Raw genomic sequence first — 21,913 nt, forward strand, 5'->3', positions numbered from 1 at the left:
CAGGATCCAGGTGGCCCGCGCCAAACCCGCCGGCCGAGCGTGCGACATGAGCACTACCACCGCCCATTGCTGAAACGCTCCGAGGTCCCGTTGAACGGCGCCCTCGTGGCGCCGTTTTCGTTTCTGGGGTTTCCGAGCCCGGAAGCAGCGCCTCGATCCCACTTTCCGAATTACCGAATCCGCTTCCCTATGATCGCCATCACGCTCCCCGACGGCAGCCGCCGTGAGTTCGACAATCCCGTGACGGTCGGCGATGTCGCCGCCTCCATCGGCGCCGGCCTGGCCAAGGCCGCGCTCGCCGGCCGCGTCGACGGCCGCCTGGTCGACACCAGCTTCCGCATCGACCAGGACGCCGCGCTCGAAATCGTCACCGACAAGAGCCCCGATGCCCTCGACGTGCTGCGCCACTCCACCGCGCATCTACTGGCACAGGCCGTGCAGCGCCTGTTCCCGGGCGCGCAGGTCACCATCGGCCCGGTGATCGACAACGGCTTCTATTACGACTTCGCCTACGAGCGCCCGTTCACGCCGGAAGACTTGCCGGCGATCGAGGCGGAAATGCAGAAGATCGTGAAGGAAGCGCTACCCGTCGCGCGCAGCGTGAAGTCGCGCGATGACGCGGTCGCCTTCTTCAAGGGCATGGGCGAGGCCTACAAGGCCGAGATCATCGAATCGATCCCGGCCAACGAAGACCTGTCGCTCTACAGCCAGGGCGAATTCACCGACCTGTGCCGCGGCCCGCACGTGCCGAGCACCGACAAGCTGCGCGCGTTCAAGCTGATGAAGGTCGCCGGCGCCTACTGGCGCGGCGATTCCAACAACCAGATGCTCAGCCGCATCTACGGCACGGCCTGGATCAACGACAAGGACCTCAAGGCCTACCTGACCCAGCTGGAAGAAGCCGAGAAGCGCGACCACCGCAAGATCGCCAAGCAGCAGGACCTGTTCCACCTGCAGGAAGAGGGCCCCGGCCTGATCTTCTGGCATCCCAAGGGCTGGTCGATCTGGCAGGTCGTCGAGCAGTACATGCGCAAGGTCTACCGCGACAGCGGCTACCAGGAAGTGCGCTGCCCGCAGATCCTTGACGTGTCGCTGTGGCAGAAGTCCGGCCACTGGGACAACTACAAGGACAACATGTTCTTCACCGAGTCGGAGAAGCGCACGTATGCGCTGAAGCCGATGAACTGCCCGGGCCATGTCCAGGTATTCAACCAGGGCCTGCATAGCTACCGCGACCTGCCGATCCGCTACGGTGAATTCGGTGCCTGCCATCGCAACGAGCCCTCGGGCGCGCTGCACGGCATCCTGCGCGTGCGCGGCTTTACCCAGGACGATGGCCACATCTTCTGCACCGAGGACCAGATCGAGGCCGAAGTCCGCGCCTTCCACCAGCAGGCGCTGGCGGTCTACGACGCATTCGGCTTCAGCGACATCCAGATCAAGATCGCCCTGCGCCCCGAGTCGCGCCTCGGCGACGACACCACCTGGGACAAGGCCGAGAACGCCCTGCGTTCGGCCCTGCGCGCCGCCGGCGTGGAGTGGGAGGAGCTGCCGGGCGAGGGTGCCTTCTACGGGCCGAAGATCGAATACCACCTCAAGGACGCCATCGGCCGTACCTGGCAGCTGGGCACGATGCAGGTCGATTTCATGATGCCGGGCCGCCTGGGCGCCGAATATGTCGACGAACACAGCCAGAAGCGGCATCCGGTGATGTTGCACCGGGCCATCGTGGGCTCGATGGAGCGCTTCATCGGCATTCTGATCGAGCACCATGCCGGCCAGTTCCCCTCCTGGCTGGCTCCGGTCCAGGCGGTGGTCATGAATATCACCGACGCCCAGGGCGATTACGTCGAGGAAGTTCGGAAAACCCTTACGAATCAAGGCTTCCGGGTCCAGTCGGATTTGCGGAACGAAAAGATCGGCTATAAGATTCGCGAGCACACGCTGCAGCGCCTGCCGTACCTGCTGGTGGTCGGAGACCGCGAAAAGGAAAATGGCCTGGTCGCTGTGCGTACGCGGGGAGGGGAAGATCTCGGTTCGATGTCCGTCGCCGATTTCGCCTCGCGTTTGCGCAGTGAGAGCGTTCAGTAGTGTTTGAACCCCGGTCGCCAGAGGGCGGCCGGCATTCTTCTTCTTGGAGATTGCAACATCAGTACCCCCGAAAAGCCCAATCGAAAGAACAACGAAATCCGTGTACCGCGCGTACGCGTGATCGGCAGTGATGGCGAGATGATCGGCGTGCTTACGCGCGACGAAGCCCTGCGCATGGCCGAGGACGAAGACCTCGATCTCGTGGAAATCCAGCCGAACGCCGATCCGCCGGTCTGCAAGATCATGGATTTCGGCAAGTTCAAGTTCGAGATGCAGAAGAAGGCGAACGAGGCCAAGAAGAAGCAGAAGCAGGTCGAGATCAAGGAACTCAAGTTCCGGCCGGTCACCGACGAAGGTGACTACCAGATCAAGATGCGCAACATCCGTCGCTTCCTCGAGGAAGGCGACAAGGTCAAGATCAACATCCGCTTCCGTGGTCGCGAAATGAGCCACCAGGAACTGGGTCGCGAGATGGCCGCGCGCATCGAGGCCGACCTGGGCGACGAGATCGTGATCGAGTCGCGTCCGCGCCTGGAAGGGCGGCAGATGGTCATGATGATCGCGCCGAAGAAGAAGTAAGGATCAACTTGATCCAGCACGCGCCCGCTTTCGGCTCAGCCGATGGCGGGCGTTTTGCTTTGGGCGGGTGGCGCGACTGGGCGCGACAAGTCGGCTTGGTGTTATTGCTTGCTCTGTTGCCGACCATCGCGCAGGCGGCTGCGCTGAATTACCGCGCGATCGCGTTCTACTACAATTGGTATGGCGACGTGGCGCACGACGGCGCACAGTTGCACTGGGCCCACGACGTCCTGCGCAAGAACGATCGCGATACGACCACGCGGCGGATCCCGGGCGGTGGCGACATCGCCGCCAACTTCTATCCGCAACTGGGCGAATACAGCAGCGCCGATCCGGCCGTGGTCGAGCGGCACATGGCGATGATCGCGCGCGCCCGCATCGGCGTGATCGCAGTGACCTGGCTGGGCGCGGACGATCCCAGTTTTCGCAGCGTCGATACGATTCTCGCTGCCGCCAACCGGCATCACATCAAGGTCTGTTTCCAGATCGAGCCAAGAGTGCGCAAGACCGCGCGCAGCACGGCCGAGGCTATTGGCGAACTGATCGGGCGCTACGGTTCGAATCCCGCCTTTTACCGCAATCCGGACAGCGGGCGGCCGCTGTTCTTCGTCTACGACTCCTACGTCATTCCTGCGCAGGAGTGGGCCGAGGTGCTGGGGAAGCCGGGGGCGCACAGCATCCGCGGCACGCCGTTCGACGCCGACGTGCTGGGGCTGTGGGTGGGGCCGGGCGAACACGCCTTCTTTGAGACCTCCGGCTTCGACGGCATCTACACCTACTTCGCCAGTCGCGGCTTCAGCTGGGGCAGCACGCCCGAGCACTGGCCGGAACTCCAGCGCTGGGCGGCGGAGCGGGGCAAGTTGTTCGTGCCTTCGGTCGGACCCGGCTACATCGATACCCGGGTCCGGCCCTGGAACGCGAAGAACACCAAGGACCGAGGGGCGGGGAGCTACTACGACGGGATGTTCGAAGCCGCCATTGCCAGTGGCGCCCCTTTCGTCGGGGTTACCTCGTTCAACGAGTGGCACGAGGGCACCCAGATCGAGCCGGCCGTGCCGACCCGTTCGGCCGCCTTTCCCTACCTGGACTATGGCCCCCGGGCGCCGGATTACTACCTGAAGCGGACTGCGTACTGGCTGCGTCGCTTCCACCAGCCCTGACGGGGCAGGGCGTCGGGATTGGGCAAGACCCTGATTTGCATGGGAATCCCGTCTCCCGCATAATGCGCGGCCCGGTTCGCCGGGTTTGCAGTACGCAGTATCACGGAACCTGTCGGGATCCCTTGCGGATCAACGACTTACAAGCCGGCACGGGCAGGACGGAAAGACCGGGCTTTTTGGGGTCTTGGCGACGAAGTCGCAAAGACAACCAAAAAGTCGGCGCCCAGGCCAGTCATCGAAATCCGAAAGGACATCGCAATGCCCAAGATTAAGACCAATCGGGCGGCGGCCAAGCGCTTCCGGAAGACCGCTTCCGGCAAGTACAAGTGCGGCCACGCCAACAAGAGCCACATCCTCACCAAGAAGGCGACCAAGCGGAAGCGCAACCTGCGGCAGACGAACCATGTTCGTGCCGAGGACGCAGGCCGTCTGGATCGCATGCTTCCGTATTTGTGAGGAGAATAGAAAATGGCACGAGTTAAGCGTGGTGTAACGGCACGAGCCCGTCACAAGAAAATCCTGAAGGCTGCCAAGGGCTACTACAACGCCCGTCGCAAGGTCTTCCGCGTCGCCAAGCAGGCGGTCACCAAGGCACTGCAGTACGCCTACATTGGCCGCAAGCAGAAGAAGCGCAATTTCCGTTCGCTGTGGATCACCCGTATCAATGCGGCTGCCCGCATCAACGGCATGAGCTACAGCCGATTTATCAACGGCCTGCTGAAGGCCGGCATCACCCTTGACCGCAAGGTGCTGGCGGACATCGCCGTGCACGACGCGAAGGGTTTTGCGGCGCTGGCAGAGAAGGCGAAGAGCGCACTCGCAGCGTAAGTTGATCGGCCGACCCCGCACCGCGGACCGTCGGACGTACAACGCAATACACGCATGGGGAAGGGCGCAAGTCCTTCCCCATGTTTCGTTTTGGGACTGTTGTTTTTGCCGTCATCCCGGCGAACGCCGGGATCCAGCTTTTGGGTTTGCGCTCACGAGCGTGGTTCGAGCCAGGGCAAGAGCAGAGGCAACAGCTGGATCCCGGCATTCGCCGGGATGACGACTTGAAGGTTTGAGGTTCGAATGAGTGGAATCGAATCACTGACGCAGCAGGCGCTGAGCGACATCGCCTCGGCGGAAACGCCTGACGCCATCGAATCGCTGCGCGTCGCACTTCTCGGCAAGAGCGGCAGCGTCACCGCCCAGCTCAAGCAGCTGGGCGCACTGCCGCCCGACCAGCGCAAGACCGCTGGCGAAGCGATCAATCAGGCGCGCGACGTGCTCACCACCGCGCTGCACGAACGAAAGACGGTGCTGGAAGACAGTGCGCTCGATGCGCGTCTCGCCTCCGAATCCATCGACGTCACCCTGCCGGGCATCGACGCCGTGCGGGGCGGCCTGCATCCGGTCAGCCGCACGATGGAGCGCATCGCCGACATCTTCGGTCGCCTCGGCTTCGAGCTGAGCAACGGTCCGGAAATCGAGGACGACTGGCACAACTTCGAAGCGCTGAACTTCCCGCCGCACCATCCGGCGCGTGCGATGCACGACACCTTCTACTTCGGCGACGGCCGCCTGCTGCGCACGCATACCTCGGGTGTGCAGGTGCGCTACATGCTTGGGAACAAGCCGCCGCTGCGCATGATCGCGCTGGGCAAGGTGTATCGCTCCGACAGCGACCAGACCCACACGCCGATGTTCCACCAGTGCGAAGGCCTGCTGGTCGACGAGCACGCGAGCTTCGCCGACCTCAAGGGCACACTGGCCGAATTCGTGCGCGCGTTCTTCGAGCGCGACTTCGAAATGCGTTTCCGTCCGAGCTACTTCCCCTTCACCGAGCCATCGGCCGAAGTCGACATCGCCTGGCAGCAGCCTGACGGTTCGACGCGCTGGCTGGAGGTTCTCGGCTGCGGCATGGTCCATCCGAACGTGCTGCGCAATGTCGGCATCGATCCGGAGAAGTACACCGGTTATGCCTTCGGCCTCGGCGTGGAGCGCTTCGCGATGCTGCGCTACGGCGTCGATGACCTGCGCAGCTTCTTCGAGAACGACGTGCGGTTTCTGAAGCAGTTCGCGTAATCCGATTTCGTCATTCCAGCGGCTTCCAGCAGCGAAGCTGATCAAGCTGGAACCCATTTTGACTTCGTGTCAGCTGCGGAGTCGCCGGGTTTCAGCGGAGTGGCAAGTCAAAATGGATCCCGGCTTGCGCCGGGATGACGAAGCAAAATCGAGACTGTTTCGACAATGAAATTCTCCGAAAACTGGCTGCGCCACCACGTCCCCACGACTGCCACGCGCGACGAACTCGCCGCGACGCTGACCGCGATCGGGCTGGAAGTCGAAGACATGACCGTGCTCGGCGAATCGCTCGACGGTGTGGTCGTCGCGCAGATCATCAGCGCGGAAAAGCATCCCGAAGCCGACCGCCTGCAGGTCTGTCAAGTCGACACCGGCAACGGCACCGTGCAGATCGTGTGCGGTGCGCCCAACGCGCGCGCCGGCCTGAAGGCGCCGCTCGCTACCGTCGGTGCGAACCTGCCGGGCGGCATGGCGATCAAGGCCGCGAAGCTGCGTGGCGTCGAATCCTTCGGCATGTTGTGCTCGGCGAAGGAATTGGGTGTCGATCCGGATGCATCGGGCCTGCTCGAACTGCCGGCCGATGCGCCGGTCGGCGCAAAGCTCGTCGACTTCCTCGGTCTGCCCGATGCCACGATCGAGCTGAAGCTCACGCCCAATCGCGCTGACTGCTTCAGCGTGCGCGGCATCGCCTTTGACGTCGCCGCTGCCCTTGGCAGTGAGGTCAAGCCGCTGGAAGCCACCGCCGTGCCGGCGCGCAGCGACAGCGTCATTGACGTCGAACTCGAGGCGGGCGCCAAGGTGCCGCGCTTCGCCGGTCGCGTGATTGAAGGCATCGATCCGTCCGTCGCGACGCCTTCGTGGATGGCCGAGCGCCTGCGCCGCAGTGGCGTGCGCCCGATCAGTTTCCTGGTCGACGTCACCCAGTACGTGATGCTCGAACTCGGGCAGCCGATGCACGCGTTCGACAAGGACACGCTGGAAGGCGCGATCGTGGTGCGTCCCGCGCGGGCGGGCGAAGAGCTCAAGCTGCTCGACGGCCGCAGCGTGGCACTCGATGACGACTTCCTGGTGGTTTCCGATAGTCGCGGCGGCAAGGCCGCACGCGCAGCCGCGCTCGGTGGAATAATGGGTGGTTTCGACACCCGTGTGACTGACCAGACGCGCAACGTATTCCTGGAAGCCGCGCACTGGATTCCCTCGGCCATCATTGGCCGCAGCCGCAAGCTGGGCATGCACACCGACGCTGGGCACCGCTTCGAGCGCGGCGTCGATCCGGAACTGCCGCCGATCGCGATCGAATACGCGACGAAGCTGATCATCGAAATCGCCGGTGGTGTGCCGGGCCCGCTAATCGACGTGGTCCGCGACGGCGACATGCCCAAGCCGCAGACCGTCGGCCTACGCCGCGAGCGTCTCGCGCGCGTGCTCGGCGTGCGCGTGGCCGATGCGGAAGTAGAGCGCATCCTGCGTGCGCTGGGTCTGGGCGTGGAAGCCACGGGCGAGGGCTGGAGCGTGAGCGCGCCGACGCGCCGCTTCGATCTGGCGATCGAGGAGGATCTCATCGAGGAAATCGCCCGCATCTTCGGCTATGACCGCATTCCCACGACGCTACCGGCGGGTGCCGCGCGCCTGATCGCACCATCGGAAACCAGCATCGATGAGGCCACGGCGCGTCGACAGCTCGCCGCGCGCGATTATCTGGAAGCGGTGAACTACGCCTTCGTCGATGCCGACCTGCTGGCGAAGTGGGGCGTGACCGACGGTGCGGTGCCGCTAGCGAATCCGCTGAGTGCGGAGCTGGGTGTCATGCGCACCGCGTTGCTGCCCGGCCTGGTCGCTGCGCTCGCGCGCAATGCGGCGCGCCAGCAATCGCGTGTGCGCCTGTTCGAACTGGGCAATGCCTTTGCCGCCAATGGCGCGGGATCGCCGCTGGAAACCCAGCGCATCGCCGCGGCCGCCTGTGGTCCGGCGGGTACCGAACAGTGGTCGGGCAAGTCGCAGCCGATCGGCTTCCACGACCTCAAGGGCGATCTCGAAAGTCTCGCCGCGGCCGCCGGCGCACAGCTCGAATACCGCGCCTCGCAGCCGGCCTGGGGCCATCCGGGACGTTCCGCCGACATCTACCGCGACGGCGTGAAGCTTGGCTGGATCGGCCAGCTGCACCCGCGCCTGCAGCGCACCCTGGACATCGATGCCGAAGTGATGGCGTTCGAGCTGGACCTTGCCGGCCTGCTGGCGCGCGCAATTCCGAAGGCCGGTTCGCTGTCGCGCTACCCGTCCGTCCGCCGCGACCTTGCGTTCGTCGTTGCCGAAGCTACCCCCTGGGCGGCCGTCTCGGCGACCGTGAGACAGGCTGCAGGCCCGTCGTTGCGGGACCTGCTGCTGTTCGACCGCTATGCCGGCAAGGGCGTGGAAACCGGATTCAAGAGTCTGGCTATGGGCTTGATTCTGCAGGAAGAATCCCGCACCCTGACTGAGCGCGACGTGGATGCGGCAGTGGCAGCGGTGACCGCCGCGCTGCAGCAGGAACACGGCGCAGCGATTCGCGGTTAAGGCGGGCAGTTGAGGCAGGCAAGGGGCAGGACTGATGGCATTGACCAAGGCTGAAATGGCCGAGCGGTTGTTCGACGAAGTCGGGCTGAACAAGCGCGAGGCCAAGGAATTCGTCGACGCGTTCTTCGACGCGCTGCGCGAAGCCCTTGAACATGGCCGCCAGGTCAAGCTGTCCGGCTTCGGCAATTTCGACCTGCGCCGCAAGAACCAGCGCCCCGGTCGCAACCCCAAGACGGGCGAGGAGATTCCGATCTCTGCCCGTACCGTGGTGACCTTCCGCACCGGCCAGAAGCTGAAGGAGCGCGTCGAGGCTTACTCGGGAGCGCAACATGCTTGATCCCGGCAGCAACCGCGAACTCCCGCCGATCCCCGCCAAGCGTTACTTCACGATCGGCGAAGTCAGTGAGCTGTGCGAGGTCAAGCCGCATGTGCTGCGCTATTGGGAAACCGAATTCCCGATGCTCAGCCCGGTCAAGCGTCGAGGCAATCGTCGCTATTACCAGCGCCATGAAGTGCTGATGGTCCGCCAGATTCGTGGCCTGCTGTACGAACAGGGCTACACCATCGGTGGCGCGCGTCTGCGCCTGGAAGGCGAATCGGCGAAGGAAGAGTCCGCCCTGAGTTCGCAGATCATCCGGCAGGTCAGAATGGAGCTTGAGGAAGTGTTGCAACTGCTGAGGCGCTAGGCCCCGGTTGTTTGCCGTTCCCACGCGCTGCGGCGCGTTCGAGTTTCCTGCAAACCTACTGGATCGCGGCGCGGCAGCGGGTATACTTGCCGCCCCGCTTCATCCAGTACCAGCAGTTTTTCGGGGTATAGCGCAGCCTGGTAGCGCATCTGCCTGGGGGGCAGAGGGTCGTCGGTTCGAATCCGGCTACCCCGACCAATTCGTTTGAACACAACGCCCGGCCTGTGCCGGGCGTTGTCGTTTCAGCTGAACCAAGTCCGATATGTCTTCAGTCATGAGTTCGGTTTGCACGCTCATCCGCGGCTGGCTGATGTCACGATTGCGTGAACTCGGGCGACGTCGCGATGTCGGAGATGCCCGGAAGACAAGCGAAGGAGAGTAGGGATGCGTTGGAATGTATTGGCTGTCGCGCTGTTGGCATGCAGCTTCGCGGCCCCCGTCATGGCAAAGGGCGCTGCAGCTGCTGCGAGCATGCCGATCCGCGACGAGGCCCCGGTCGTGGTGACCGGTGCGCTGCCCGGACCAGGCATGTGGAAGGTTTCGCGCAATGGTCACGAGATGCAGATCCTTGGCACGGTCTCGCCATTGCCCAAGGGATTGGAGTGGATTCCCCGCGATGTCGAGAAGGCGCTCGCGCAATCAGCCGAAGTCGTTTTCTTGCCGTCCTACGTCGTCGACGCGGACGTGGGCTTTTTCGGCAAGATCGCGCTGCTGCCCTCGCTGATCGGCGTCCGCAAGAACCCCGATGACGCGATGCTCAAGGACGTGGTGCCCGCGGAATCGTACGCGCGTTGGCTGATGCTCAAGCAGCGCTATATCGGCCACGACAACGGCGTCGAAAAGATGCGCCCGATCTTCGCCGCGTTCGAGCTTTACCAGGCGGCGATCGAGGACAGCGGCCTCAGCGGCAAGCGCGTCGTGTCGCCGGTGATCGATGCGGCGATCAAGGAGCACAAGATCAAGCGCACCCAGCCGGAGATCAAGGTCAAGGTCAAGGATCCCAAGAAGATGCTGAAGGAGTTCCGCGGGGAACAACTCAGTGACTTGGCGTGCTTCGACAAGATGCTGCAGAACCTCGAAACCGACGTCGGCCGCATGGTCGAGCGTGGCAACGCCTGGGCTGTGGGCGATGTCGATACGCTGCGGGCTCTGCCGCTGGGCGATCAATACCAGGCGTGCCAGGACGCGCTGATGCAGGCGTCGGTGGCGCAGAAGAATGGTATTGGCAATGCCGAGGCCGAAGTGCGCACTGCGTGGCTGGCGGCTGCCGAAACCGCGATTGCGAACAACACCAGCAGTTTCGCGGTATTGCCGATGTCCGAGCTGTTGAAGCCTGATGGCTACCTGGCGGCACTACAGGCGAAGGGCTACACCGTCGAGGCACCCTGACGGCGGGCACGGCGGACGCAGTGAGCGTCCGCCGTGAGTCATGCCGCGATGATTTCGAGCTGGATGCCGAGCCCGGCCATGTCGTCGGGCTCGCCCTGCAGATCCGCCTTTACCAGCGGACGCGCTTCCAGCCATTTCTTCGACACGGTTAGGGTCAGACGGCTGCCGTCGGCCTTGAGGTCCAGGCGCGGGATCTCGCCGTTCTCGTGCGAGCGGTGCAGCAATACCGCGAGCCGCAGCAGCGCCGCGCTGCGACGGGCGGCGGATTGCAGGCGGTCGGGGAGGGCATCGAAGGCCGCTTTCGGTACACCGCGCCGATGCGTGCGGATCAATGCGGCCAAGAAGCGCTGCTGCTGCTGTGAGAAGCCGGCGATATCGGAATTCTCGACCACGTAGGAACCGTGCACGTGGTACTGGCTGTGCGCGATCACCAGGCCCAGTTCGTGCAGACGTGCTGCACGCGTGAGCATCAGGCGATCGTCGGGATCCAGCGCCCAGTCCCTGGCCACCTGATCGAACAGGTGCTTCAGCGAGTTCTCCACCCGCGCCGCCTGCTTCTTGTCGATCGCGTAGCGCACCATCAGCGCTTCGACCGAGGAATCGCGCGGATCGTGCTCACCGCCGCGACCGAGCATGTCGTACAGGATGCCTTCCCGCATCGCGGCCTTGCTCACGGCCATGCGCTGCAAGTTGAGTGCAGCGAACGCGGCTTCGAGCACCAGCACGCCGCCGGCGATCACCGGCCGGCGTTCCGCGGAGAGGCTGGGCAGGTCGATGTCATCGATATGGTCGGCCTGCAACAGACGGTCGCGCACCTGCGGCAGTGCTTCGGCGGTGACCGCGCCCTTGGTGAGCTTCATCGCCGCGCAGATTTCGCCAATGGCCTTGTTGGTGCCCGACGAACCGATCACCTCGTGCCAGCCCAGCGCGCGGTAAGTGCCGGTGAATTGCTGGAATTCCGCGGTGACTTCGGTCAGCGCATCGCGCCACTTCTTCTTCGACAGCTTGCCGCTGGGGAAGAAGCGGCGGGTGCTCGCGACGCAGCCCAACTGCAGGCTTTCGCGTTCGATCGCCTCGAAGCCGGCGCCGATGATGCATTCGGTCGAGCCGCCACCGATGTCGATGACCAGGCGCAGTTCGCCGGGCTTCGACGGTTGCGCATGGGCGACACCCAGGTAAACCAGGCGTGCCTCCTCACGGCCCGAGACGACTTCGATCGCATGACCGAGCGCGGCTTCCGCCGGGACCAGGAACGACTGCGGCTGCGCCAGGCTGCGTACGGTATTGGTCGCGATGGCGCGAATGCGCTGCGGCGCGATGTCCTTCACCCGCTGCCCGAAACGGGCCAGGCAATCGATCGCGCGCTGGCGCACGACCGGGTCGAGGCCACCCTTTCCGTCAAGGCCTTCGGCGAGGCGGACGGTCTCGCGCAGGCGGTCGACGATGCGCAACTGCCCGAGCAGGTAGCGCGCGACCACCATGTGGAAACTGTTGGAGCCGAGATCGACGGCCGCGAGCATGTCACCGTCTTCGAGGGGAAGGCGGGTGCTCGGGTAGAGGTCATTCATGTGCACATGATCCCATTTTCGACGCGGTCCGCCCACCGCGAACCAGACGTGCGACAGGGCCAGGGCCGCGCGCGCGGCCGGTGATAACGAGGTGCGGTCTGGAAGTCACCGGTAACGGATCCTTGCTCCGTACCGGCTCCCTGACTCACGTCAGCCGCAAATCTTCGCCAACAACGCCGCCTGCGCCGAATGCGCCGCCGCGCCGTCAGGCTGCCGCCGCTCGTAACCGCCGTCGGCGTGCAGTTCCCACGCACTCACGTTGTCAGCCAGGTAGTTCGCCAACGCTTCATCGAATACACGTTGTGACAGGTCATGGGCGAGCACGGGGAACGCCGTCTCCACGCGTCGCAACAGGTTGCGTTCCAGCCAGTCCGCGCTGGAGCAGAACAGATCGGGCGTCCCATCGTTGGCGAACCAGTACACGCGATGGTGCTCGAGGAAACGACCAACAATCGAGCGCACGCGGATGTTTTCCGATACGCCGGGTATGCCCGGGCGCAGAGTGCAGGCGCCACGCACGATGAGGTCGATCTGCACGCCCGCCAGCGAAGCCTGGTAAAGCGCACGAACCACCTGCGGCTCGTTCAAGGCATTCATCTTGGCGACGATGCGCGCGGGCTTGCCGGCCTTCGCATGCTTCGTCTCGCGATCGATGCGCTTGAGCACGCCTGCGTGCAGCGTGAAGGGCGATTGCAGCAGACGCTTGAGCTTTACCGCCGGGGCGAGACCGGAGATCTGCTGGAAGATCTGATGCACGTCGCTGCCGATGTCCGGATCGGCGGTGAGCAGGCCGAAGTCGGTGTACACGCGCGCCGTGCCGCTATGGTAGTTGCCCGTTCCCATGTGCACGTAACGACGCAGCTTGCGGCCTTCGCGGCGCACGATCAGCAGCATCTTCGCGTGGGTCTTGTAGCCGACAACGCCGTACACGACCTGTACGCCGGCATCCTGCAGTCGATCGGCGAGGCCGAGATTGGCTTCTTCATCGAAGCGGGCGCGCAGCTCGACCACCACCGTGACGTCCTTGCCGTTGCGTGCGGCCTGGACGAGATGATCGACGATCTGCGATTCCTTGCCGGTACGGTACAGGGTCTGCTTGATCGCGAGGACGTTGGGATCTTCCGCAGCCTGCTTGATCAGCTCGAGCACCGGTGCGAAGGAATCGAAGGGGTGGTGCAGGAGCACGTCGCGCTCGCCGACCATGTCGAACATGTTTTCCAAGCCAGCCAGTACGCGCGGCTGGAACGGCGGGAATTTCAGTTCCGGCCGCTGCACCAGGTCGTAGACCTGGATGACGCGATTGAGGTTGACCGGGCCATTGATCCGGTAGACCGCATTCTCCGGCAGATCGAAGTTCTCCAGCAGCGTGCGCACGATCGGCATCGGGCACTGCTCGGCGATCTCCAGGCGCACCGCGCGCAGGTAGCCTCGGCCGGCGAGCTCGTCACGCAGCGCCAGAGCGATGTTGTCGACTTCTTCCTCGTCGACGATCAGCTCGGAATTGCGGGTGACGCGGAACTGGTAGGCGCCTTCGACCTTCATGCCTGGGAACAGTTCGTCGACGAAGGCCGACAGCACCGCGGACAGGAACACGAAGTCGTTCGGACCGCCCGACACGTCTTCTGGCAGCTGGATGATGCGAGGCAGCGAACGCGGCGCGCGTACGATCGCCAGATGCCCGGCGCGGCCGAAGGCATCGCGGCCCTTGAGCACGACCACGATGTTCAGCGACTTGTTGAGGATCTTGGGGAACGGGTGCGCTGGATCGAGGCCGAGCGGCGACAGCACCGGCATGATCTCTTCGCGGAAGTAGTTGCGCAGCCACTCGGTCTGTTTGTCGCTCCAGTGATCCCTATGCAGCACGCGCACGCCGGCATCGTCCAGCGTCGGGCGCAGCAGCTGGTTCCAGCACTCGTATTGCGCGGCGACGAGCTCGGCGGCGCGTTCGTGGATGCGCGCGAGCACTGCAGCCGGCGAGAGGCCATCGGCGCCCGGCGTCAGGCCGAGGTCCTGCGCATGGCGCAGCGAGCCGGCGCGGATCTCGAAGAACTCGTCGAGGTTGGTGCAGGAGATGCACAGGTAGCGCAGGCGTTCGAGCAGCGGAATGCCCGGATCCTGCGCCTGCGCTAGCACGCGGAAATTGAAATCGAGCTGCGAGAGTTCGCGGTTGAAGTACAGCGATGGGTCACGCAGGCGGTCGCCTTCCTGGCCGGCTTCGTAGCTGGCAGCGTTTGCCGCAGTGGCGACGAGGTCGGCAGGAGCTTTCATGGGAGGGCAATATCCAGGGGTTCGCGCGGGCGCACGCGTTCGGCGCCGAAGTGACAGGAGAAGGTACTACCACGGCCGACTTCGCTGGTGATTTCCAGACGGGCCTGGTGCAGGTTCAGCACGTGCTTGACGATCGACAGGCCCAGGCCGGTGCCGCCGCTTTCGCGCGAACGACTGTTCGATACGCGGTAGAAGCGTTCGGTGATGCGCGGCAGATGGGTGGCGGGAATGCCATAGCCGGTGTCGGCGACTTCGAGAACTACGCCGACGTGCTTGGCCAGTACGCCGCTGCTGAGGCGCTCGGGGCGGTCGTTACGGAAGCGGATGGTGATGTGCCCGCCGGCAGGTGTGTAGCGGATCGCATTGCTCACCAGGTTGGAGAATGCGCTGTGCAGCTCCTTGTTGGAACCGAACAGGTCCACGCCCGTGCTGTCTTCGACATTGATTTCGTGCCGGTTCTGGCTCAGTGCGAGCGCCTCGCGACGCAGCGTGTTCAACATGCTCGACATGGCGACGATTTCCTCGTTCGCCAGATGATCGGCCGATTCCAGTCGCGACAGCGTCAGCAGGTCCTCGACCAGCTGGGTCATGCGCTGCGACTGGCGCTGCATCTCGGCGAGCATCGGTGCCCAATCGGGATGTTCGGTCGGGTCCAGCATGTCGAGATAGCCGTGCACGACGGTCAACGGCGTACGCAACTCGTGTGAAACATTGGCGACGAAGTCACGCCGCATCTGCTCCAGCTGCAACAGCCGGGTGACATCGCGTGCGACCAGCAGCCATAGGTTTTCGGAATACGGGATCAGGCGCAGGCTGAGCGTGACCGTGGAATTCCATGGCGAAGTCACGTCCAGCGGTTCGGCATTACGGCCGGCTGCAAGCCAGTGCGCCAGCTGCAGCGGCTGCAGGCGGTTGGCGATCGACGCGCCGATGTCGTGCGGGTATTCCAGGTGAAGCAGGCTGTGCGCGGCTTCGTTGAACCATTGGATGCGCTGGCTGTTGCGCTCTACCACGACGATCGCGTCGGGCAATGCGGCCGCGGCGGCGCGATAGGCGCGCAGCATCTCGATCAGTCGACGCTTGCGGGCGCGCATTTCCTGCTGCCCACGGAAGAGCAGGCGGTCGAGCTCGTTCCAGGTGCCCTCGCCCAGTGGTGGGGTGTGCCGTTGCCGGGCGGTAAGGCGCATCAACAGTTTGCGCAGGCGCCAGTAGTGCCACGCGACCACGCCGAGCGCGGCGAAGGTCAGTACTTGCCAGGGGTGCTGGATCAGCAGGCCGATGAGCGCCGCTGCTGCCAGGATCAGGATGAGCTGACCCAGGGTACGGAACCAGGCAGAGCGGGCGCGGGGTGGCATAGGCGGAGTTTAGTTGTTGCGGGTCGGTCGATGGTTGACAGGGCGATCAGTTCAAACAGGTCTGTCGAAGCGATCGCTGCGAATGGACCTGTCCTGTCTTCGCCCGGATGACGGCGGGTCCTTCGCCGTCGCCGGAACTCGCCGACCTGTTGTCGCCAAACCAGCGACGTAGCCGGTACTCAGGCTTCCACTGCTGCCGAGAACCGGTAGCCGGCGCCACGTACGGTCTGCACCATGCCGTCGAGCTGGTGCGGTTCCAGGGTCTTGCGCAGTCGGCGGATGTGCACGTCGACGGTGCGCTCTTCGACATAGACGCTGCCCCCCCACACATGGTCGAGCAGCTGGGTGCGCGAATACACGCGCTCCGGGTGGGTCATGAAGAAGTGCAGCAGCCGGTATTCGGTCGGACCGATCTGCACCGGCTGCTCGCTGCCATCGGTGTGGGCGAAGACACGGTGCGCGGCGCCATCGATGCGCAGCGGGCCGACGCCGACGCTGCCGTCTTCGTCGTCCTCGCGCGAGCGGCGCAGCACGGCGCGGATGCGGGCGAGCAGTTCGCGGGCCGAGAAGGGCTTGACGACATAGTCGTCGACACCGGCTTCCAAGCCACCCACGCGATCGTTCTCCTCGCCGCGGGCGGTGAGCATGATGATGGGAACTTCGCGGGTGAGCTGTTCCTTGCGCCAGCGGCGCGCGAGCTCAAGGCCGCTGGTGCCCGGGAGCATCCAGTCGAGCAGGATCAGGTCGGGAACCCGGTCGGCGATGGCGGCTTGCGCCTCGCGGGCGTCGCCCGCGTGGACGGGGTCGTATTCGCCCTTGCGCAGGGCGAAGGACACCATGTCACGGATCGCGGGTTCGTCTTCAACGATGAGGATGCGCTTCTGCACGGGGCACCGGTCGGGGGAAAGGGCGGGGAAGCCTGAAGCCGCGCCAGTACACTACCGTTTTGTGACCGCTCCATGACACGCCACAGGGCGTCGTGACGATGTCATCTAGTTACGGTGCAGGTCCTCGTCGCGGATACCCTGGCGTTTTAGCTCCAGCACGGTCGGCGTGATCGCGGCGATGCGGGCATCGATGCGGGCGCGGGCGTAGTAGTCGAGATCCGACCGCCGCTTCAGCGTGTTGAGCTGGACCAGAGCCTGCTCGGCGCGGCCATTCAGGTACGCGGCTTCCGCATAGGCTTCGCCGGCACGGACCGGATCGCCGGCGATCTCGCTGGCGCGGGCGAAGACCTGCTGGAACTCGGGATCCTCGCTGGACTGGCCCAGCAACGGCCGGAGCACCGCCTGGGCGCGCTTGCCTGCCAGCGGCGTATTGCGCTCCGCGAGCACGCGCGCGTAGGTGAGCGCGGCCGCGCGATTCTGGGGCATGGACTTAAGAACCGACTCGAACCGCGCATCCGCGGCATCGGCCTTGCCGGAGCGGGCTTCGGCCTCGCCCATGGCTAGCGTCAGCCACAGATCGCCCGGATGCTTATCCAGCAGCTCCGCCAGCGCGGCGGCGGCAGCGGATCCCTGGTTAGCGCGCAGCTTGGCGACGGCCAATCCATAACGCTGGGCTTCATTGAGCGGTTTGGCCTTGGCCAGTCGTTCGTATTCGTGCATCGCATCGCTGGGACTGTCGGCGCTGAGCACACGCAGGCGCTCGCGCGCATAGTCGAACTGCCCGGTGCTTCCGTGCGTCATCGCGGTTCCGATCTTGAGCCCTCCGGGCAGCAGCGGATTGTCGCTTTGCAGATCGGGAGCATCGAAGCGCGAAGGCGCCCGCGCCATTTTTTCGGCCAGGGCCTTGGCTTCGCTGATGCGGGTCGTGGTGACGGGATGCGTCATCAGGTAGCCCGGCGTCTCGCCGTAATATCCCGCGCGGTTGGCACGCGATCGTGAGTTCAAGGTGCTGAAGAAGCCGGCCATCGCCGTAGTGTCGTAATGGCTGCGCGACAGCGTCTGGATGCCGATGCGATCGGCTTCGGCCTCGTTGGAGCGGGTGTAGTCGATCTGGCGCTGGACCATCAGGCCTTGCGCGGAAACGACCGCGGCCTGGATCGCATCGTCCGCCGAATTGCCGCCTGCGGCCTGTGCCGCGACGACTGCACCAAGCATCGCCAGCAGGATCGGTACGCTGTCGCGTTGCGCGCGTTCGACCGCGCGCAGCACGTGCTGCTGGGTGACGTGGGCGATCTCATGGGAAAGCACGGCGGCGACTTCGTCCTCGCGCTCGGCCGCGAGCACCAGGCCCGTATTCACGCCGACGTAGCCGCCCAGCGTGGCAAACGCGTTGATCTGGCGTTCGCGCAGCATGAAAAACGTGAAGGCCTGCTGGGGCTTGTCGCTGTTGGCCACGAGCCGGGTTCCCAGCGTGTCCAGCCAGCTCGCGATCAGTGGGTCGTCCAGCGTGTAGTCGTAGTGGCGCAGCTGGGCCAGCATCATCGCGCCGTATTCCTGCTGCTTGCGTGGGGTGAGCAGTTCGCCGGCGGAGGAACCGATGTCGGGCAGGCGCGATTCCTGCGCGTTGGCGCAGAGAGTTCCCAAGGCAAAGACGACAGCGGCGGAAAGCAGGGTGATGCGGCGCAAGCAGGAATCCTCGTGGCTACCGGCCGGGGCAGGATGGGGGCAGGGGCGCCCGGCGGTGTGAATCATGGGTTAATCGAAGGGCGCTCGTTTGTAGCGACTGGTTTCCTTCACGCAAGTCACCGTTCCGCTGGCAAGGTGGATGCAGGCTGGAAAATGGTCAGCCCGGAGCCCATATTTCGACCGTCATTTGATCAGCAAGTTTCCAGGAGACGGTCTTGAGCGATACCTCGCGCATTCTCATCTACACCACGGCGGTCTGCCCCTACTGCGTAGCCGCCAAGAATTTTCTCAAGAGCAAGGGCCAGTCGTGGACGGAAGTCCGCGTCGATACCGACCCGGCCGAGCGCGAGAAGATGATCGCCCTGACCAGGCGCACCAGCGTGCCGCAGATCTTCATCGGCGACACGCATGTGGGCGGCTACGACGACATGATCGCGCTGCATCGCGCCGGTGGACTCGAGCCCTTGCTGGAGAGCGTGGCATGAGCGCGGGCAACGAGAAGGACGCGCAAGGCAAGGATCGGGTTGCCGAATTCACCGCGTTCCGCAAGCGGATGAACGAGCGCATCCTCGCCGAACCCAACCAGGTAGTCCGTCGCTTCTTCGCCCTCGACACCCAGACCTACCAGGCCGGCGCGCTCGACGTGAAGACCAAGGAGTTGCTGGGTCTGGTGGCCTCGCTGGTCCTGCGTTGCGACGACTGCATCAGTTACCACGTGGCCCAGTGCAAGGAAGCGGGTGTGAACCGCGACGAGATGTTCGAGACCTTCTCGGTCGGCCTGGTGGTTGGCGGCTCGATCGTGATCCCTCACCTACGCCGGGCGGTGGATTTCCTCGATCAGCTGGAGAACGGCGCGGCGGCAGCGCCTGGGGAACATGATCACGGCTGAGGGGCGGGCCGGATCGCCAGATAGCGCAAAATCCCGGCCGGATAGCCGCTTTTCCCGGCGTTGAGCGGGGCGTTCCGGTGTTAGGGGACTGTCAAAGAACCCCGCGGCGCGGCATAATTTTTGGTTCTAAGTCTCCCTCCCGGCGCCACGCCCTCGAGCGTGGCGTCCGCCTGTCTGGAAATCTCAATGACGACGATTACTGTCATCCGCGGCGACGGCATCGGCCCGGAAATCATGGACGCCACCCTGCATGTGCTGGATTCGATGCAGCTTGGCCTGCAGTACGAATTCGCCGACGCCGGCCTGGTCGCGCTCGAAAAGCACGGCGAGCTGCTGCCCACGGCGACCATGGATTCCATCCGCAAGAACCGCGTCGCACTGAAGTCGCCGCTGACCACGCCGGTGGGTGAAGGCTTCTCGTCGATCAATGTCGAGCTGCGCAAGCGTTTCGACCTGTACGCGAACGTGCGTCCGGCCAAGTCGTTCCCGAACACCAAGTCGCGCTTCCCGAGCGGCGTGGACCTGATCACGGTCCGCGAGAACACCGAAGGCGCCTACATCGGTGAAGGCCAGTCGCTGTCCGAGGACGGCGAGACCGCGCTGCTGACCCAGAAGGTCACGCGCCGCGGTTCCGAGCGCATCGTCCGCTACGCCTTCGAGCTGGCCCGCAAGACCGGTCGCAAAAAGGTCACCGTGGTGCACAAGGCCAACATCCTGAAGTCGACCTCGGGCCTGTTCCTCAAGACTGCGCGTGCAGTGGCGGCGGAATATCCCGACATCCAGTGCAACGAGATGATCGTCGACAACACCTGCATGCAGCTGGTGATGAAGCCGGAGCAGTTCGACATCATCGTCACCACCAACCTGTTCGGCGACATCATTTCCGATCTTTGCGCCGGTTTGGTCGGTGGCCTGGGTCTCGCTCCGGGGGCCAACATCGGTACCGACGCGGCGATCTTCGAGGCCGTGCACGGTTCGGCACCCGACATCGCCGGCAAGGGCATCGCCAATCCGTGCGCGCTGCTGCTGGGTGCGGCGCAGATGCTCGACCACCTGGGCATGGTCGACAAGGCCGAGCGCCTGCGCGCGGCGATCATTGCCACGCTGGAAGCCAAGGATTCGCTGACCCCGGACCTGGGCGGCGAGGGCAACACCCTGAGCTTCGCCAAGGCGATCGCCAGCCGGATCTGATCTCCCGGCCGTTTTGGACCAGAACGGGGCGCCTGTGGCGCCCCGTTTTCGTTTCGGGCGCCCTTATGCCAGCGCAGTCGCGGGGTATTCCAAATCGGCAGTCGACAGGGCAGATGCTGCGCTGCAATATGAGTTAAATATTTCTTCATCCGGATGAAAAGATGAATAACTCGGCGGGCGCCGCGAATACTGCTCCCAGCGCCCTGGCTCTCACCCCTCTATTGCTGTTCCTTGCGCTGTTCTTCGGGGCCGGGCTGTATTTCACCGCGCACGGCGAAGCCATGGGCTTCTATCAGTTGCGCGCACCCGTAGCGATCCTGCCGGCCTTGGCGCTGGCCGCTTTGATCGCCTGGCGCCGTGGGCTGAAGCCACTGGAAACGCTGCTGCAGGGAATGGGCGATTCCAATGTGTCGCTGATGTGCCTGATCTTCCTGCTGGCGGGCGGCTTCGTTGAAGTCTCCAAAGCGATCGGCGCAGTGGATGCGATCGTTTCGCTGGGCATCGGCAATGTGCATCCGGCGCTCCTGCTGCCGGCGTTGTTCGTGGTGGCAGGTTTCATCTCGCTATCGCTGGGTACTTCGATGGGCACCATCGCAGCTGTGGCGCCTATTGCCCTGGGCGTCAGCGATGCATCGGGTCTGGATCGCACGCTTGTGCTCGGCGCCGTTATCGGCGGAGCGACATTCGGCGACAACCTTTCGGTGATTTCCGACACGGCCATCGTTGCCAGCCGCACCCAGGGGTGCACGATGCGCGCGAAGTTCCGCGAGAACTTCAAGCTGGCGCTGCCCGCCGCAATCCTGACCTTGCTGGTGCTGGGTTTCGCGGGCGACACCGCACCGGTACAACCGTTGGCGCCGGCGTCTCCGTGGCTGGTTCTTCCGTATCTGGTTGTGCTGGTCCTGGCCTTGTTGGGGCTCGATGTGATCCTTGTGCTGGGCCTGGGGCTGGTCCTGTCGGGAGTGATTGGTGCCTTCCTGGCCGATGACTTCGGCCTGGCGGCTTACGCCGCGCATGTGTGGGGCGGTTTCGAATCCATGGTCGAAATCACGCTGCTGTCCCTGCTTGTCGGCGGGCTGGGCGCTCTGATGAAGGCCACCGGCGGGCTCGCGTGGCTTGCGCAGACCATCGGTCGCTTCGCGCGCGGGCACAAGAGTCGGCGTGTGGGTGAAATAAGCATTGCTGCGCTGTCGGCGACCACGGATGCATTCACCGCCAACAACACCGTGGCCATTCTGATCAGCGGCAATCTCGCCCGGGACATCGCCATCGAACATGGCGCGTCGCCGGCGCGTGCAGCAAGCGTGCTCGATGTCTTCGCTTGCGTCACGCAGGGGCTGTTGCCCTATGGCGCCCAGATCCTGCTCGCAGCGTCGCTGGGTTCGGTGTCGCCGCTTGCGCTCGCGGGTAGCGTGCACTACGCATGGCTGCTGGGTGCGGTAGCGATCGGCTTCATGCTGTGGCCGTCGCGGGAGTCGGTGCAGGTGGTGCAGGCCGAAGCACTGCCCGCCGAGTCATGACGCTGGCATGAAAAAAGGGCGCCT

At 64.5% G+C, this 21,913-nt stretch carries 19 protein-coding genes and 1 tRNA gene; 15 read left to right on the top strand and 5 right to left on the bottom strand.

All coding sequences use genetic code 11. From position 1 onward, the window contains the following. Nucleotides 1–189 precede the first annotated feature (189 nt). The 11 genes from thrS (at nt 190) to ACYVGK_RS10730 (ending at nt 10,525) form a co-directional block, all read left to right on the top strand. Nucleotides 190–2,091: a threonine--tRNA ligase gene (gene thrS, locus ACYVGK_RS10680; protein WP_460733516.1), complete on the top strand. Its 1,902-nt coding sequence runs from the start codon at nt 190–192 to the stop codon at nt 2,089–2,091. Nucleotides 2,092–2,124: 33 nt separating this feature from the next. After that, entirely contained in the window at nt 2,125–2,670 is a 546-nt protein-coding gene (gene infC / locus ACYVGK_RS10685) for a translation initiation factor IF-3 (protein WP_460734405.1), read from the top strand. 98 nt (nt 2,671–2,768) lie between these two features. Next, entirely contained in the window at nt 2,769–3,830 is a 1,062-nt protein-coding gene (locus ACYVGK_RS10690; protein ID WP_460733518.1) for a glycoside hydrolase family 99 protein, read from the top strand. Nucleotides 3,831–4,088: 258 nt separating this feature from the next. Further along, on the top strand, nt 4,089–4,286 hold the full coding sequence (rpmI, locus tag ACYVGK_RS10695) for a 50S ribosomal protein L35 (protein WP_027083463.1): 198 nt from the start codon (nt 4,089–4,091) through the stop codon (nt 4,284–4,286). A 12-nt stretch (nt 4,287–4,298) separates the two neighbouring features. Further along, a complete protein-coding gene (rplT, locus tag ACYVGK_RS10700; RefSeq protein WP_460733520.1) occupies nt 4,299–4,658 on the top strand; it encodes a 50S ribosomal protein L20 in 360 nt (119 codons plus the stop codon). A 243-nt stretch (nt 4,659–4,901) separates the two neighbouring features. Next, nucleotides 4,902–5,897: a phenylalanine--tRNA ligase subunit alpha gene (gene pheS / locus ACYVGK_RS10705; protein WP_460733522.1), complete on the top strand. Its 996-nt coding sequence runs from the start codon at nt 4,902–4,904 to the stop codon at nt 5,895–5,897. Between the two features lie 165 nt (nt 5,898–6,062). After that, nucleotides 6,063–8,450 carry a phenylalanine--tRNA ligase subunit beta gene (gene pheT, locus ACYVGK_RS10710; protein WP_460733524.1) on the top strand — a complete coding sequence of 796 codons (2,388 nt, stop codon included), beginning with the start codon at nt 6,063–6,065 and terminating at the stop codon, nt 8,448–8,450. Between the two features lie 34 nt (nt 8,451–8,484). Further along, complete coding sequence (locus ACYVGK_RS10715; RefSeq protein WP_460733526.1) at nt 8,485–8,787, top strand: integration host factor subunit alpha; 303 nt, start codon at nt 8,485–8,487, stop codon at nt 8,785–8,787. Then, complete coding sequence (locus ACYVGK_RS10720; protein WP_460733528.1) at nt 8,780–9,136, top strand: MerR family transcriptional regulator; 357 nt, start codon at nt 8,780–8,782, stop codon at nt 9,134–9,136. Before ACYVGK_RS10715 ends, ACYVGK_RS10720 begins: the two co-directional genes overlap by 8 nt. Nucleotides 9,137–9,257: 121 nt before the next feature. Then, nucleotides 9,258–9,334, top strand: a tRNA-Pro gene (locus tag ACYVGK_RS10725). A 186-nt stretch (nt 9,335–9,520) separates the two neighbouring features. Continuing rightward, nucleotides 9,521–10,525, top strand: a complete 1,005-nt coding sequence (locus ACYVGK_RS10730; protein ID WP_460733530.1) for a TraB/GumN family protein — start codon at nt 9,521–9,523, stop codon at nt 10,523–10,525. Nucleotides 10,526–10,563: 38 nt separating this feature from the next. Here ACYVGK_RS10730 and ppx read toward each other — a convergent pair whose 3' ends face one another. From ppx to ACYVGK_RS10755, 5 genes are all read right to left on the bottom strand, one after another. Then, nucleotides 10,564–12,093 carry an exopolyphosphatase gene (ppx, locus tag ACYVGK_RS10735; RefSeq protein ID WP_460733532.1) on the bottom strand — a complete coding sequence of 510 codons (1,530 nt, stop codon included), beginning with the start codon at nt 12,091–12,093 and terminating at the stop codon, nt 10,564–10,566. A 150-nt stretch (nt 12,094–12,243) separates the two neighbouring features. Further along, nucleotides 12,244–14,361 (bottom strand): polyphosphate kinase 1, encoded by a 2,118-nt coding sequence (ppk1, locus tag ACYVGK_RS10740; protein WP_460733534.1) that lies wholly within the window; start codon nt 14,359–14,361, stop codon nt 12,244–12,246. Beyond that, complete coding sequence (phoR, locus tag ACYVGK_RS10745) at nt 14,358–15,716, bottom strand: phosphate regulon sensor histidine kinase PhoR (protein WP_460733536.1); 1,359 nt, start codon at nt 15,714–15,716, stop codon at nt 14,358–14,360. The genes ppk1 and phoR overlap by 4 nt, the downstream gene beginning before the upstream one ends. Before the next feature lie 179 nt (nt 15,717–15,895). Then, on the bottom strand, nt 15,896–16,603 hold the full coding sequence (gene phoB / locus ACYVGK_RS10750) for a phosphate regulon transcriptional regulator PhoB (protein ID WP_460733538.1): 708 nt from the start codon (nt 16,601–16,603) through the stop codon (nt 15,896–15,898). Nucleotides 16,604–16,708: 105 nt separating this feature from the next. After that, complete coding sequence (locus tag ACYVGK_RS10755) at nt 16,709–18,289, bottom strand: M48 family metalloprotease (RefSeq protein ID WP_460733540.1); 1,581 nt, start codon at nt 18,287–18,289, stop codon at nt 16,709–16,711. A 215-nt stretch (nt 18,290–18,504) separates the two neighbouring features. On the opposite strand from ACYVGK_RS10755, the gene grxC reads away from it, so the two are divergent. The 4 genes from grxC to ACYVGK_RS10775 all read left to right on the top strand — a co-directional run bounded on the left by grxC (nt 18,505) and on the right by ACYVGK_RS10775 (nt 21,889). Further along, complete coding sequence (gene grxC, locus ACYVGK_RS10760; RefSeq protein ID WP_460733542.1) at nt 18,505–18,774, top strand: glutaredoxin 3; 270 nt, start codon at nt 18,505–18,507, stop codon at nt 18,772–18,774. Next, complete coding sequence (locus tag ACYVGK_RS10765) at nt 18,771–19,178, top strand: carboxymuconolactone decarboxylase family protein (protein ID WP_460733544.1); 408 nt, start codon at nt 18,771–18,773, stop codon at nt 19,176–19,178. The genes grxC and ACYVGK_RS10765 overlap by 4 nt, the downstream gene beginning before the upstream one ends. 186 nt (nt 19,179–19,364) lie before the next feature. Next, nucleotides 19,365–20,369, top strand: a complete 1,005-nt coding sequence (locus ACYVGK_RS10770; RefSeq protein ID WP_460733546.1) for an isocitrate dehydrogenase — start codon at nt 19,365–19,367, stop codon at nt 20,367–20,369. 161 nt (nt 20,370–20,530) lie between these two features. After that, on the top strand, nt 20,531–21,889 hold the full coding sequence (locus ACYVGK_RS10775; protein ID WP_460733548.1) for a Na+/H+ antiporter NhaC family protein: 1,359 nt from the start codon (nt 20,531–20,533) through the stop codon (nt 21,887–21,889). The last annotated feature ends 24 nt before the right edge of the window (nt 21,890–21,913 follow it).

It is taken from the genome of Lysobacter tyrosinilyticus (assembly GCF_054779815.1).